Annotated in this window: 14 protein-coding genes; 13 read left to right on the forward strand and 1 reads right to left on the reverse strand. The window is 63.3% G+C overall.

The genetic code is table 11. From position 1 onward, the window contains the following. The first annotated feature begins 124 nt into the window (after positions 1-124). The gene (locus ACLFQI_RS05695; protein WP_410757913.1) at positions 125-712 is read left to right on the forward strand and encodes a Uma2 family endonuclease; all 588 of its coding nucleotides are present in this window, start codon (positions 125-127) and stop codon (positions 710-712) included. Here the strand turns inward: ACLFQI_RS05695 and ACLFQI_RS05700 are convergent. Continuing rightward, positions 700-876, reverse strand: a complete 177-nt coding sequence (locus ACLFQI_RS05700; protein ID WP_410757914.1) for a hypothetical protein — start codon at positions 874-876, stop codon at positions 700-702. The two genes, ACLFQI_RS05695 and ACLFQI_RS05700, sit on opposite strands and share 13 nt — an antisense overlap. 253 nt (positions 877-1129) lie before the next feature. On the opposite strand from ACLFQI_RS05700, the gene ACLFQI_RS05705 reads away from it, so the two are divergent. From ACLFQI_RS05705 to ACLFQI_RS05760, 12 genes are all read left to right on the forward strand, one after another. Next, positions 1130-1687 carry a DJ-1 family glyoxalase III gene (locus ACLFQI_RS05705; protein WP_410757916.1) on the forward strand — a complete coding sequence of 186 codons (558 nt, stop codon included), beginning with the start codon at positions 1130-1132 and terminating at the stop codon, positions 1685-1687. 6 nt (positions 1688-1693) lie between these two features. Beyond that, the gene (locus ACLFQI_RS05710; protein WP_410757917.1) at positions 1694-3013 is read left to right on the forward strand and encodes a glycosyl transferase; all 1320 of its coding nucleotides are present in this window, start codon (positions 1694-1696) and stop codon (positions 3011-3013) included. Between the two features lie 12 nt (positions 3014-3025). After that, a complete protein-coding gene (locus ACLFQI_RS05715; protein ID WP_410757919.1) occupies positions 3026-4918 on the forward strand; it encodes a polysaccharide biosynthesis protein in 1893 nt (630 codons plus the stop codon). Beyond that, positions 4915-5853, forward strand: coding sequence for an SIS domain-containing protein (locus tag ACLFQI_RS05720; RefSeq protein WP_410757920.1), 939 nt, complete (start codon positions 4915-4917; stop codon positions 5851-5853). The genes ACLFQI_RS05715 and ACLFQI_RS05720 overlap by 4 nt, the downstream gene beginning before the upstream one ends. Before the next feature lie 53 nt (positions 5854-5906). Further along, a complete protein-coding gene (locus ACLFQI_RS05725; protein ID WP_410757921.1) occupies positions 5907-6782 on the forward strand; it encodes an ABC transporter permease in 876 nt (291 codons plus the stop codon). Further along, positions 6772-8103 (forward strand): ABC transporter ATP-binding protein, encoded by a 1332-nt coding sequence (locus ACLFQI_RS05730; protein ID WP_410757922.1) that lies wholly within the window; start codon positions 6772-6774, stop codon positions 8101-8103. Before ACLFQI_RS05725 ends, ACLFQI_RS05730 begins: the two co-directional genes overlap by 11 nt. A gap of 2 nt (positions 8104-8105) precedes the next feature. Further along, on the forward strand, positions 8106-9032 hold the full coding sequence (locus tag ACLFQI_RS05735; RefSeq protein ID WP_410757923.1) for a class I SAM-dependent methyltransferase: 927 nt from the start codon (positions 8106-8108) through the stop codon (positions 9030-9032). Then, a complete protein-coding gene (locus tag ACLFQI_RS05740; protein ID WP_410757924.1) occupies positions 9029-10105 on the forward strand; it encodes a glycosyltransferase in 1077 nt (358 codons plus the stop codon). Before ACLFQI_RS05735 ends, ACLFQI_RS05740 begins: the two co-directional genes overlap by 4 nt. Continuing rightward, positions 10102-11325, forward strand: a complete 1224-nt coding sequence (locus tag ACLFQI_RS05745) for a glycosyltransferase family 4 protein (RefSeq protein WP_410757925.1) — start codon at positions 10102-10104, stop codon at positions 11323-11325. The genes ACLFQI_RS05740 and ACLFQI_RS05745 overlap by 4 nt, the downstream gene beginning before the upstream one ends. A gap of 119 nt (positions 11326-11444) precedes the next feature. Further along, positions 11445-12173: a class I SAM-dependent methyltransferase gene (locus ACLFQI_RS05750; protein WP_410757926.1), complete on the forward strand. Its 729-nt coding sequence runs from the start codon at positions 11445-11447 to the stop codon at positions 12171-12173. 3 nt (positions 12174-12176) lie between these two features. Further along, positions 12177-13289 (forward strand): glycosyltransferase, encoded by a 1113-nt coding sequence (locus ACLFQI_RS05755; protein ID WP_410757927.1) that lies wholly within the window; start codon positions 12177-12179, stop codon positions 13287-13289. After that, complete coding sequence (locus ACLFQI_RS05760) at positions 13289-14437, forward strand: glycosyltransferase family 4 protein (RefSeq protein ID WP_410757928.1); 1149 nt, start codon at positions 13289-13291, stop codon at positions 14435-14437. The genes ACLFQI_RS05755 and ACLFQI_RS05760 overlap by 1 nt, the downstream gene beginning before the upstream one ends. Positions 14438-14892: the final 455 nt, after the last annotated feature.

A 14892-nucleotide genomic window follows, 5' to 3' on the forward strand; every position in this document is an offset into this window, starting at 1 on the left:
TGAACCTGGATGAAGAGAGACTCTTAACCAACTGTCTTTGCAACATAGGCTGAAACGGGGTACTAGTGGAAAGGGCGTGAGCGTAACCGCTAAACTCACGAACAGTCCACCACCGGAAACCATCATGTCGCAACCCGCCTTGGAAACGCCCTTCGACCACGCCGCCTATCTCAGCTGGGAAGAACAGCAACCCGAGAAACATGAGTTTTTCCAGGGCGAGGTGTTCGCCATGGTTGGTGCGCGGCGTGAGCATGTGGTTGTAGCGCTGAATATTGCCGCTGCGCTTAAACAGCGCCTGCGCGGCGGTCCGTGCCAGGCCTACATCGCCGACATGAAGCTGCATGTGAGCGCGGTCGATGCCTTCTTCTACCCGGATGTCATGGTCTCCTGCGACCCGCGTGATCACGCGGCCGAGCGTTACCTGGAGCACCCGACCCTGCTCATCGAGGTGCTGTCCGAGACCACCGCCGCTTTTGATCGCGGCGAGAAGTTTGCCGCTTATCGAACGCTCCCCGACCTTCAGGAATACGCCCTGGTCGATGTGCGTGCGCGCCGGATCGAGAGCTACCGGCGCACCGGCGAGTGCGAATGGCTTTTGCGCGACTACTACCTAGCGCAGGGCGACTGCCGGTTCAGCTCCCTGGATCTCACGCTCAGCGTTGATGAGATCTTCGAGAACGTCGACGCGACTCCAATGGATTATTCAGGATAATTTGTACCCGCTCCGAAGGTGTCGATAAAGCCTGGATTGTCGCTGAGCGCGAGCGCCTGGCAGAGGCGTTGCCGGACGGTGCTGGGGTCGGCGACGACGTCTTCCGAGCGGATCAGGGTGCCGTCCATCAGCGTGCAGTACGCATGGGCATCTGAGGAAGGCATGCACGCGACGCGCGTATTCGTCGAGGGTGGACTGAAGTGTTGCACCCAGCCGGTGTCTCGTAGGCTGGGGTCGCTGTCGAACGGGTGGCGCACGCTGACCACCGAACGCGTCGGGTAGGCAGGAGGCGGTCCGACGCGCCACAGCGACGTCTTGGGGCTCGTGGCCCCCTCTTGGCTCGGGATCGTCTCAGCCGCGCAACTGCCTCATAATAGTCGGAACCCTGAGCAAACCGCTATCATTCGGAGGCTAACGATGCCACGTGTGCTCATCCCGCTGGCCCCTGGCTGCGAAGAACTGGAGGCCGTCACCCTCATCGACCTGCTGCGCCGGGCCGACCTCGAGGTGGTCACCGCCGCCCTCGAGCCGGGTCCGGTGACCTGTAGCCGAGGCACGGTCCTGGTCGCCGACGTCGATCTCGACGAGGTGGCCGAGGACGACTTCGATCTGATTGTGCTACCCGGCGGCCAGCCGGGCGCGACCCACCTCGACCGCGATACCCGTGTCCACGATCTGCTCGCCCGCCAGGCCGCCGCCGATCGCTGGAGCGCGGCCATCTGCGCGGCGCCCATGGTGCTGGCCAGCACCGGGCTGCTCGACGGCCGCTCGGCGACCAGCTTCCCCGGCGCCATCGACGCGGCGCGCTATCCCGAGATCAAGCTGCTGGAGCAGCCGGTGGTCATCGACGGCAAGGTCGTCACCTCGCGCGGTCCGGGCACGGCGATGGATTTTGCCTTGCAGCTCATCGAGCTGCTGCTCGATGCCGAGCAACGCGCTGCGGTCGAGGCAAAGCTGATGCGACCCGGAGCATAAAACAGGGTGACGGTCGTAGTCAGCGCCGCCATCGGCGCCGAGGCGGGCTCCGCAGCTGGGGTCGATGTCCCTGCCGACGCTATCGCCGGAGTTGCCGGCGTTATCGGAGGCGAGACTGGTTCCGCAGCCGGAGCATCTGTCATTGCCGGCGCCAGTGCCAGCGCCAGTGCCGGCGCCGGCGTCAGTGCCAGTGCCGGCGTCAGTACCGGCGACGGCCTGCTCCCGCTGGCCGTCGTTGCCCTGGTTGCCTTCCTCCTCAGCGCGGCCTTGACCGCGCTGCTCGTGCGCGCCCGTCTCCCGCTGTTGCAAGTACTCGATCACCCCAACGAGCGCTCCCTGCATGCCAGCCCGATCCCGCGCACGGGCGGTATCGCGCTCTTGGGCGGGCTCTTGGGCGGACTGCTGACGGGGCTGCTGCTCGCGGTGCTCGGAAGGGTCGAGGGGTTCGTCGCATCCCTCGGCGGCGCTGGAGCGGCGCTGCCATCGACCCTCGCCGGCGCGGTGACCGCAAGGCCTTCGCCTTTGCCCTGGCTCGGTGCCGCGCTGCTGCTCGTCGCCGCCGTCTCCTTCTGGGATGATCGCGCTGGCGTCTCGCGGCGGCTGCGGCTGCTGGTGCATCTGCTGGCGGCGCTCCTGCTCTGGTTCGGCGGCCTGCGGTGGGATCAGCTTGGACTGCCGGGGGCCGACCTCGCGCTGCCGCTCCTGCTCGCCTTGCCGCTCAGCCTCCTCTACAGTGTCTGGATGATCAATCTCTATAACTTCATGGATGGCATGGACGGGCTCGCCGGTGGCATGGCCGCGCTCGGTTTCGCCGCGCTGGCGCTGCTCGGTTACGGTGCCGGCGATCCGGTCTTCGCCGTCTGCTGCGCCGCCGTGGCCGCCGCCGCCGCCGGTTTTCTCACCGGCAACTGGCCGCCGGCGCGGATCTTCCTCGGCGATGTCGGCGCCTCCAGCCTGGGCCTGCTCGCCGCCGGCTGTAGCCTGTGGGGCGCGCGCGCCGGCCTGTTCCCGCTCTGGCTCGGCTGGCTGATCTTCTCGCCCTTCATCGTCGATGCCACCTGGACCCTGCTGCGGCGCGCCGTCAACGGCGAGCGCCCGTGGGAGGCGCATCGCTCGCATCATTACCAGCGCCTGGTGCTGGCCGGCTGGGGCCATCGCCGCACCCTGCACCGAGCGCTGGCATTGATCGCCGCCACCGCTGCTAGCGCCGTCGCCGCGCCGCATCTCGACAGCACCGAGCAATGGTGGCTGATCGTCGGCTGGGCGTTGATCTTCGTCCTCATCCATCTGCGCGTGAGCCTGGCCGAGCGCCTCGCGCGCGGCTGAGGTACGGCGATGATGACGCGCTGGGTCGAGCGGTTGCGCTCGCGCTTTCTTGCCTTCCTGCATGATCTGCTCTGGGTGCCGATCGCCTGGATCGGCGCCTACTGGATGCGCTTCAACCTCGGCGCGGTGCCGATGGAATTCTGGGACGCCGCCTGGGAGCTGCTGCCGTTGGTGATGCTGATCTGCGCCTTGGTCTACTCCTCCTTCGGCCTCTATCGCGGCGTCTGGCGCTTCGCCTCGCTGCCGGATCTGACGCGCATCGCCCAGGCCGTCACGGTCGCCACCCTGCTGGTCGTGCTGAGCCTATTCCTGCTCAGCCGCAACCAGTTCCTGCCGCGCTCGGTGCCGCCGCTGTTCCTGCTCTTCCAGCTCATCGGCCTGGCCGGGCCCAGGCTGCTCTATCGCCGCCTCAAGGACCATCAATTCGGGCTGCGGCCCGGCGCGCGGGTGTTGGTGGTCGGCGCCGAGCGCGCCGGCGAGATGCTGGTGCGCGACATGCTTCGCGACCGCAGCCATCGCTACAATCCGGTCGCCTTCGTCGACGACAAGCTACGCCGCCAGGGCGGCGACATCCACGGCGTGCCGGTCCGGGGGCGCTCGGAGCAGATCCCGGCGCTGGTCGAGTCGCTCGGCATCGACCTGATCATGCTCGCGGTGCCCACCGCCAGCGATGCCCGGATGCAGCGCCTGGTCGAACTCTGCGAGCGCAGCGGCAAGCCCTTTCGTACCGTGCCCCAGCTCAAGACCCTGCTGTCCGGTGCCATCACCATCAATCAGCTACGGCCGGTCTCGATCGACGACCTGCTCGGGCGCAACCCGGTGCGGCTGGACTGGGCGGCGATCCGCGCCGGCCTCGCCGATCGCGTCATCCTGGTCACCGGCGCCGGCGGCTCCATCGGCTCGGAACTCTGCCGCCAAATCGTCTCCGCGCGACCCAAGCGCCTGCTGTTGGCCGACAACAGCGAACTGAATCTGTATCGTCTCGATCTGGAACTGGCGGGCCGGGTCGACGCGCCCGATTTTGGCCTCTATCTGGTGGACGTGACCGATCGGGTGGCGATGCAACGACTCTTCGAGCGCGAGCGACCGCAGACGGTCTTCCACGCCGCCGCGTACAAGCATGTGCCGATGCTGGAGACGCAGGTGCGCGCTGCGGTGCGCAATAATCTGCTCGGCACCGAGACGGTGGCGGACTGCGCCGACCGCCATGGCTGCGAGCGTTTCGTCCTGATCTCGAGCGACAAGGCGGTGAACCCGGCCAATGTGATGGGCGCCAGCAAGCGCGCCGCCGAGGTGATCTGCCAGGCGCGGGCGCAGCGCTCGCGCACCCGCTTCATCACCGTGCGCTTCGGCAACGTCCTCGGCTCCGCCGGTAGCGTCGTGCCGCTGTTCCAAGCCCAGATCGAGCAGGGCGGACCGGTGACCGTGACCCACCCCGAGATCGAGCGCTTCTTCATGACCATCCCGGAGGCCTGCCAACTGATCATGCAGGCGGCGCTGATCGGGACTGGCGGCGAGATCTTCGTGCTCGACATGGGCGAGCCGGTCAAGATCCGCTACCTCGCCGAGCAGATGATCCGGCTTGCGGGGCGTGAACCGGACCGGGAGATTCGCATCGAATACATCGGGCTGCGCCCGGGCGAGAAGCTCTATGAGGAGCTGTTCTACGAGCGCGAGGATCTGCTCGCGACCGAGCATGCGAAGATCCGCGCCGCGCGCCGCGCGTCGATCGTGCCCGCTGAAGTCGCCGCCGCCCTCGAGCAAGCGCGGGCAGCGGTCGAACAGGCGGATACGCCACGCCTCGTGCAGGCCCTGCGCGCACTGGTGCCGGAATGGCAAGCGCAGCCAGATTCGAGGCCGAAGGTGCCGCGCGGGATGCCGCGCCGGGTGAAACCAGCACAATGAGCCAGGATCACGCCGCCATCGCGCGCGAGGTGTTACGCATCGAGGCCGAGGCCATCGCAGGACTGGAGGCGAATCTCGATGGGCGTTTCGCCCAGACCGTCGATGCCATCCTCGCGGCGACCGGACGCGTCATCGTCTGTGGCATGGGCAAATCCGGTATCATCGGCAAGAAGATCGCCGCGACTCTCGCCAGCACCGGCACCCCGGCCTTCTTCATGCACCCTGGCGAGGCCTTTCACGGCGACCTCGGCATGGTCACCGAGGAGGACGTCTTTCTGGCGCTTTCGAACTCCGGCGAGACCGAGGAACTGGTCAAGCTGTTGCCGTTTCTGCAAGATAACGGCAACCTCATCATCGCGCTCACCGGCAATGATTGCTCCACCCTCGCCAAGCACTGCCAGCTCCACCTCTCGGTGCGGGTCGCGCGCGAGGCCTGCCCGCTGCAGCTCGCGCCCACCGCCTCCACCACCGCCGCGCTGGCCATGGGCGATGCGCTCGCCGTCGCCCTGATGAAGGCGCGCGACTTCCAGGCCCACCACTTCGCCCGCTTTCATCCCGGCGGCAGTCTTGGTCGCCGGCTGCTACAGCGGGTGCGCGACGAAATGTGCAGTGACAATTTACCCTTCGTCGCGCTAGACGCGAGCGCCGATGCGGTGCTGCACTGCGTCACCCAGGGCCAGCTCGGCATCGCGCTGGTGGCCGAGCGGCAAGCCCAGATCCGTGGCATCATCACCGATGGTGATCTCCGCCGCGCGCTGCAGGCCCACCGCGAGAGCTTCTTCGGCCTCAGCGCCGAGGCCCTGATGACCCCCGATCCCATCACCATCGGCGTCGACAGCAGCATGAGCGCCGCGCTTGAGTTGATGGACGCGCATCACATCACCCTGCTCGTCGTCGTCGATGGCGAGCGGATTGTCGGTGTGGTGCAGAAATAGTCAACCAATGGCTCGGACTGTGAAGTCTGCCTTTCTTTGATAGAATAAATAATTTGGCTTTATTGCAACTTGCGGTTGCGCGGGCCTCTCAGCTTACCGACTTCACCAGCATGCAGGCTTTCTCGCCATCTCCCCAGGAAATGATCCTCAGCCCTTGGCGGCACCGTGCGCTCATCGCACTGTTAATCCAGCGTGACATCAGCGAGCGCTATCGCGGCTCCATCCTTGGGATCCTGTGGTCGTTTTTCCTTCCATTGATAATGCTCGGTATCTACACCTTCGTCTTCAGTGTTGTCTTTCAGGCGCGCTGGTCCACGGGTAGCGAAGCGAAGACTGAATTCGCGTTAGTGCTCTTTACTGGGCTGTTGGTCTTCAGTTTCTTTGCGGAATGCTTCAATCGCGCGCCAAAGTTGATCCTCTCTAACACAAATTATGTCAAAAAGGTGGTCTTCCCGTTAGAGGTATTGCCTGTCACCACCCTCGGCTCAGCCCTCTTTCACCTTGGTGTTGGACTCATCGTGTGGCTTCTGTTCCACCTCTTTCTATTCGGGCTGCCGCCGCTCACGGCCTTACTATTCCCATTGATCCTGGTGCCGCTCATTGCCCTCACCTTAGGCGTATGCTGGTTTCTCGCGGGTTTAGGGGTCTATTTCCAGGATATTTCACAGGTCGTCAGTGTGCTGACCACCGCGCTGCTCTTCCTCTCGCCCATCTTCTTCCCGGTCGAGAGCCTGCCCGACGCCTATCAGCCGATCATGCAGCTCAATCCCCTGACCCCTGCGGTCGAGATGAGCCGTGATGTACTGATCTGGGGCCAAGTTCCCTGCTGGCCTGCATGGGGTCTCTACACTGTGGTGTCCGCGATCATTGCGGCGCTTGGCTTTGCATGGTTCCAGAAAACGCGCAAAGGATTCGCTGATGTCCTCTGAGATCATGATCGAGGTCGAGCAGCTCAGTAAGTGCTACCAAATCTACGATCAGCCCCACCATCGCTTACTGCAAATGTTGGCGCGCGGGCGCCGGCAATACTATCGTGAGTTCTGGGCGCTGGAAGGCGTCTCTCTGCAGGTTCGCCGGGCACAAACGGTCGGTATCATCGGGCGTAATGGCAGCGGCAAATCCACTCTCCTGCAACTCATCTGCGGCACCCTGAATCCCACCGCCGGCAGCTTGAAAGTGAACGGCCGAGTGGCAGCACTGCTGGAGTTGGGCTCTGGGTTCAATCCGGATTTCAGCGGCCGCGAAAATGTGTACATGAGCTGCGCGCTTTATGGCATGACGCGCACCGATACTGATGCGCGCTTTGCCGATATCCTCGCCTTTGCTGATATTGGTGACTTTATCGATCAGCCGGTCAAGAGCTACTCCAGTGGCATGATGGCACGGCTCGCCTTTGCCGTGATTACGCACGTCAATGCCGATGTCCTGATCATTGACGAAGCATTGGCCGTGGGCGATACCTTTTTCACCCAAAAGTGCATGCGCTTTCTGCGTGACTTCATGACGCGCGGCACCGTGCTCTTCGTCAGTCACGACATTGCCTCGGTCAAAAGCCTTTGCAATCACGTCATCTGGTTGGAGCAGGGTAAAATACAGGCCGCCGGCGACCCCAAGCACATCTGCGACCTCTACCTTGAGGCATTCTACGAGGCCCGGCAAGGTAAGAGCACCACCACCAAGCTTAAGCCAAAGGCCATGCAGCTCTCGCAACAGAAGAAGGATCAACGCCAGGCGTTCCTCAACGCTAGCAATCTGCGCAACGACCTACAGGTATTCGAATTTGATCCAGAGGCGCCTTCGTTCGGAAAGGGCGGCGCTCAGATTGTCAGCGCGGCCTTCTTTGATGCCGCCGGTGAACCGCTTAACTGGGTGGTTGGCGGCGAGCAAGTTTCATTAGTAGTGCATGTGCAAGCTCATAGCCCGCTGGGTTCCCCCATTGTCGGCTTCTTTGTCAAAGACCGCCTGGGGCAAGCGCTATTCGGTGACAACACCTATCTGAGCTACCGAGACACTCCCATCGCCGTTGAAGCCGGGCAGATCCTAAAGGCACAATTCACCTTTCTGATGCCCTTGCTGGCGGGTGGAGACTACTCGGTCAATATTGCCGTCGCCGATGGCGCGGTGGATGAGCACATACAGCATCAATGGATTCACGACGCCGTGCAGTTTAAGTCCGTCAGCACCAGCATCGTCAATGGTCTAATCGGCATCCCGATGCAAGCGATCGACTTGGAGATAACCGGAGATTAGTGATGACAGACGCGTTCACAGCGCTCGAATTCACTGGCGAGCGCTTCATCCCTGGTACCGAAGGAGCTATCGAATTTGAGCACTGGCATCGGTATCTGCTCGCGCAAACGATCAGCGCGGGTCAGCGCGTGCTCGATATCGCCTGTGGCGAGGGTTATGGTTCCGCCGCTCTAGCCGAAAGCGCCACGCAGGTGATCGGCGTGGATATCGACCCCGCCTCTATTGCCCATGCCCGCACGCGCTACCAAGCCGACAATCTCCAATTCCTCGTCGGCGACTGTGCCGCCATTCCGTTGCCGGATGCCATGGTCGATCTGGTCGTAAGCTTCGAGACCATCGAGCACCACGCGCGCCATGCCGAGATGATGCGTGAGATCAAACGTGTGCTCCAGCCTGACGGCCTGCTGCTGATCTCTAGCCCCGATCGCTACTTCTACTCCGAGCTGCCCGGTACCACCAACCCCTATCATGTCAAGGAGCTTGATGAAGCCGAATTCAAGCAGCTAGTCGAATCTCACTTTCGAGTCGTTCGCTACTTTGGCCAGCGTGTCTGCCACGGCTCGCTGATCCTGCCGCAAGGCACCGCTGCGACCATGCAGACTTACACCAACAGCAAGGGCATTCTCAGTTGCGAAGCGGGACTGGCGGCCCCTATCTTCTGGCTCGCCTTGGCCTCGGACGCGAAACTGCCAGACCTGCCCGCCGGCCTGTTCGAGCAACCGATCGAACAGGCCGAGCTAGTCCGCCTCCTGCGACGCGATCTCGAAAGAGCGCAATCCCTCTTGGCCGATAGAGCGGCCTTTCTCAACCAGGCAGACAGCCTGCTGCAACAAAAAGACGCGCAACTGGCAAAGCTCTTGGCCTTATTCGATCAATGGTGGATTCCACGAGGACTCAAGAATCGGCTACTGCGCAGCTTGACGCCTTGATCGAGCACTTGCCCCTGCATTTCGCCATGTCCAAACCGACTATCGCGTTCGTCACTCAACCGGAATATTTCCGGTTTACGTACGAAACCGCGCTCGACGCTGATGTCGAAGTCTGCGAACTAGCGCTTGTACCCATGCTGTTGAGCGGCGATTTTACCCCCTTGTTTAAACTGCAAGCGGACTACAATCTCATCTTTCGTGGCGAATGGATGCCTGCCAAGGTTCTAGAACAGTTGCGCGGCCTGCGTATCGCCCTCTCCAGCGAACCCTTCCCGCGCTTGATCGACGGCCGGTTGCAGATGACCTGGGATAGCCTCAATCGCTATCTTCACTTTCGCGCCATCCGCTCGTTACCCTTCGATTACGTCTTCCACTACGAGGCCGCCTCACTGCCGCTGATGGCGCGCGATGGCCTCAACTGCTCCGGCTCCTTCCCGTTCCCGGTCGCCACGAATGTCTACCAGCCAAGTCCAATACCTCACGTGGCATCCAGCCCGTCGGTGCGCTGGGATCTCTTCTTCATTGGCCGCAGCACCCTGCATCGCGAGCGGTTTTTCGGACCGCTCAAACATCGCTATCAGTTCCTACACCTTTGCCACGGTGTCTGGGGTGCGCCGCTGGTTGATTATGTCCACCAAGCGCGGATCTGCCTTAATGTCCATGCTGAGAACGAGGTTTCTTGGGAGCCTCGTGTGCAGATGCTGATGGCTTGCGGCGTTTTGCTGATTAGCGAGAAGATCACCCCGAACCACCTGCTCAGGCCGGGTCAGGATTACATCGAAGTGGAATCCCCCCAGCAGATGCACGAAGCCGTCGCCTACTACCTTGCCAATCCGCAAGAGCGCCAGCGCATTGCCGCGACCGGGTGCGAGCGCGTACGCAGCTGCCTCGACGGGCGCGACTCCTACCTGGCGTTACTCCGCCAGATCCAAGCCGCAGAAGTCCCGCGCTTCAGCGTCAGCGCCCCGGCTGCCGCCTTCGCCGCAGCCGGTCGCGCACAATCTGCGGCCCTCTGGATCCGCCAGCAGTGGGGGCGTCGTCGATGGGCTCGGTGCAAGGGAGGTGCACGGTGAGGATCTGTTACCTCATCCCGGGCTGTGGCGTCTCGGGCGGCATCGCCGTGATCTGCCAGCACACCGAGCGCCTGCAGGCACGCGGCCATGAGGTGTACTTGATCGTTGACGGCAGGCTGGGCGACATGAGTTGGTTTCCAGGTCAAAGCGTGCCCGTACTGCCGCTGGCGGACTATCCAGAGGCGGTCGATATCCTCATCGCCAGCTCTTGGTCCACCGCCGCCCGCGTACCCCTGCTACCGGCCAAGCGGCATGGCTACTTCGTGCAGTCCGACGAGACCCGCTTTCATCCACCGGGCAGTGGTTGGGAACACATCACCCGCCTATCCTACGTCATCCCGTTCAATTATCTAACCGAGGCGCGCTGGATTCGGACCTGGCTGCAAACGAATTTCGGTCATAAAGCCGCCCTGGTGCCCAACGGACTCGATGCCTCCATCTTCTACCCCTGCGAGCCGCTCGCGCCGCGCGGTCGCCGGCCGCGCATCCTGCTCGAAGGCGCGATCGGACTTCCCTACAAGGGGATGTACGAGGCCTTTGCCGCAGTCAAGGAGATCGACGCCGAGATCTGGTGCGTCAGCTCGTTCGGCAAACCCGACCCCGCATGGCGCTGCGATCGCTTCTTCAGCTCGGTGCCGATGGATCAGATGCGCGCGATCTATTCAAGCTGTGACCTGCTGCTGAAGCTGAGCCGCGTCGAGGGCTTCTTTGGGCCGCCGATGGAGATGATGGCCTGCGGCGGGGCCGTGGTGGTCGGCCGTGTCACCGGCTACGATGAATACATCGTCGATGGCGAGAACGCCTTGGTGGTCGATCCTCTCGACATCCCTGCGGCACGGGCCGCCGTGCAACGCCTGCTGGAGGATACCGCGCTGCGCGAGCGCCTGATCGCCAATGGGCGCGCCACCGCCGCGCGTTGGACCTGGGAAGCGTCCATCGACCGCTTGGAGCAGGCCTTACAGGGATTCCTCGCCGAGCCCTCGCGCGCGCTCTCCGCGCAGCAGCGTGCCGTTGCCGAAAGCGTCGCCTACTTTTACGGCGAGCTACGCGGCGAGCCAATGCTGCCAAAGCCCCGTGCGATACCCAGCAACATCCATCTCGCCGCCGACCCAACCGAATTGTTGGTTGGGCGCCTCCGCAAGCAGGCCTGGTTCCGCGTGCTCGCGCGTTGGCTGGTCCGTGGCTATCAACAGTGGCGCTCGCTCGTCAAAGCCGGCTGATTTCCTGGAGATGATGGAATGCCATTGTTTCTGACTGAAAGCCCGGCGTTCTCGTTGGCGCTCAGCCCGATCAACACCTTAGGGTTTCCCCAAGCATGACTACTGAAAACGACCCGCGTTTGCAAGCAATCAAACAGCAGCAATGGTTCTATGAGTTCGACTTGCCGGATGGCAGCAAAACAGACACCTGCGTGAAGCCCCATGTACGCAAGATTCACGCCACTCGCGAAAAGATGCTGCGCCATGCGCTGAGCAACAGCGCATCCGCCTCGGCACCGGGGGCGAGCGCCTTGGATGTCGCCTGCCACGAAGGCTACTACTCCCTGGTGCTCGCCGAATATTTTGCATCCGTCACCGGGATCGATAAAAACCCGGACTCCATCGACAAGGCGCGCGCGATCACTGCACTCCTGGCGCCCGAGCGCATCCAGTTCCAACACTGCTCTCTCGAGGCCTTTGCGCCGCACACCCGGTTTGACTTCGTGCTCTGTTACGGTCTGCTCTATCACCACGAAAACCCGGTCAATCTCATCCGCCTGCTCGCCGCCATCACCGGCGAGACGCTCTGTCTGGAAACCCAGGTGATGCCGCTGGATCTCCTCGGCCAGGTCGAGGACGGCGATTACACGAATCAGCGCGAGATCAAAGGCTGCTTCGCCCTCTGCGCGGATTATCCCGACAGCTCCGAAGGCGGGATGACCGGCTTTGCCATGGTGCCGAGCAAGGCCGCGCTGAGCTACCTGCTGACCGCCTCCGGGTTTTCCTCGGTGGCCTTCGTCGAGCCGCAGGCGGACGATTACGAACAGTTCACCCGTGGTCACCGGGTGGTGGTGGTCGCTAAGAAATAAGCAGTGGCGGCGCCAAGGCTCTTACTGCTCACCCGCCATGGCGAGCTGGGCTCGAGCAGCCGTCTGCGGCTGATGGCCTATCGCCCTTGGCTTGAACAAGCCGGGTTTCAGGTCGAGTTCAGTGCCCTTTTTCAGGATGAGGATCTGCGCGCACGCTATGCCAGTGGGCGCTCGAGTGCGCCGACCATCCTGCGCGCCTACGGGCGCCGGCTACGATCGTTGGTCGCTCTTGGGCGGACCCAACTGGTGTGGGTCGAGAAAGAGCTGTTTCCCTTCCTGCCCGGTGTGCTCGAACATTGGCTCGCCTGGGCGGGCGTGCCCTACGCGGTGGATTACGATGACGCCACCTTCCATCGCTACGACACGCACCGCTCGGCCCTGGTGCGCAGGCTGCTTGGCCGACGCCTCTGGCCGCTGATCCGCGCTGCCCGCCTCGTCACCGCAGGCAATGCCTACCTGGCCGACTATGCCCGGCGCGCCGGCGCGCCCAACGTGTCTCTGGTGCCGACGGTGCTGGATGTGGATCATTACGCACTGTCCGACGAGCCTGACGCTGCCGAACTGCGCATCGGTTGGATCGGCTCGCCCTCCACCGCCGCCTATCTGCGCCTGGTCGCTGAGCCGCTGCAACGCTTGGCTCGCGAGCGGCCGATCCGTCTCGTGGTGATTGGTGCCGAGGCGATCCCCAGCATGGACGTCCCCGTTGAACACCACCCCTGGTCTGCGAGCACCGAGTCAGCGTTACTGGGCGGTGTGCACCTGGGCATCATGCCGTTGACCGATGGGCCTTGGGAACGCGGCAAATGCGGCTACAAGCTGATCCAATATCTGGCCTGCGGTAAGCCAGTAATCGCCTCGCCGGTGGGCGTCAACCGCGCGATCGCCACACCAGCGGTTGGACTGCTCGCCAACAACCCCGATCAATGGCTCGCGGCGCTGCGCCGGTTGGGTGCTGATGCAGCGTTGCGACGTCGACTGGGCCGAGCCGGGCGGGCGCGAGTGGAAGCGCGCTATTCGCTGCAGTTGCTAGGGCCTATGGTCGCCGCACGTTTAGCCGAGGCCGCCGGAATCACGCCCGCACCGCCGCCGAGTGCAGCGGCCGAAAGACCCCACTGATGACGCCACTGACCCACCAGCGACCGCCACGGCTGTTGTTTCTCGTCACCGTCGACTGGTTCTTCGCCTCCCATTTCCTCGCCCGCGCCTGCGCTGCCCAGCGCGCCGGCTATGAGGTGCTGGTGATGACGCATCTGGAGGGCGAACACGCACGCCTGCGCGCCGCCGGCCTAGTGCCGATCCACTGGCAGGTGCGACGTCGGGGCCTGAATCCGTTGACCGAACTGCGCTCGCTGTGGCAAGTCGTGCGGGCGTATCGCCGCTACCAGCCTGACTTGGTGCATCAAATCGCCCTCAAGCCGATTATCTATGGCACGCTCGCGGCCCGCTTATCTGGAGTTCGTCATCTGATCAATGCCCCGGTCGGCATGGGCTTTGTGTTCACCTCAAAGACAGCATTGGCGCGCGTGCTGCGCCCCCTGTTGCGACTGGCGCTGCGGTGGTTGCTCAACCCGCCGGGCAGTCGCGTGGTGTTCGAAAACGCGGATGACCGGGCGCAGGCGCTCGCCGGGGGCTTGGTGCGTGAGCAGGCGGCAGTGCTCATCCGTGGTGCAGGGGTCGATGTGCGGCGTATCCGGCCCATCGCTGAGCCGCCCGGCATCCCCAAGGTGCTGCTGGTGGCGCGCATGCTCTGGGACAAGGGCGTGGGCGAATTCGTCGCCGCCGCGCACCTGCTGCGCGCGCGTGGCGTGCGCGCGCGCTACCTGCTCATTGGCGGGGCCGACCCAGACAATCGCGCCTGTATCGAGCCCGCGCAACTGCAGGCCTGGTGCGCCGAAGGTGTGGTCGAGTGGCTGGGCCATCGTCACGATATCGCTGCACTGATGGCGGACGCCCACATCGTTGCGTTACCCTCCTACCGCGAAGGCTTGCCAAAGGCATTGTTGGAAGCGCTAGCAGCGGGGCGGCCAATCGTGGCGACCGATGTGCCGGGTTGTCGCGAGGCGGTGATCGCGGGCCAGACGGGGCTCCTGGTGCCCGCGCGCGATCCGGTGGCGTTGGCGGATGCCTTGGCGTATTTGCTTGAGTGTCCGCGGTTGCGTCACCGTTTTGGCAACGCTGGCCGGCGCCTGGCCGAGCAGGCCTTCACGACCGAACAAGTAGAGCGCGCGACCTTGGCATTATATAGTACGCTGCTCGGCGTTTGAGCCGCCGAGAGTCATATACACAACAGTGTTGCATGCAAAACGACCAGGTTCGCTCGTGGCGCATGGCTTGCCCATGGCTTGCCCATGGCTTGCAAGAGTCAGAAGGCTTGAGTATGCTTACACCACAAGCATCCGTGCAGGCAAAGATGTTTCATCCAAAATGTTCCTCCAAGCCATCCGCTCCTTGAGCCATAGGGCTACAGGAGGTTGTCCCGGACAGCGATCGCGTACCGATTTAACGGCGTATCGGTCTGTTGCATATTCCCGAAGAGTGCTCTATTTTAGAGCCGACTCTGCCGCGCCTGTTGTTTTCAAGCAACCCAAGCGAGTGTGTCACCCTGCAGACGCGCAAGCCCCGCTTCGACGAGCTTGATCCAACATCCGCCGACCATAGTCCAACCCTTTGACTTTAACAGGAGAGCGCACGAATGGCTGATCAACCCGCATGGTTTAAC

The organism is Halochromatium sp. (assembly GCF_046541315.1).
In the GTDB taxonomy this organism is placed as follows: Bacteria; Pseudomonadota; Gammaproteobacteria; order Chromatiales; family Chromatiaceae; genus Lamprobacter.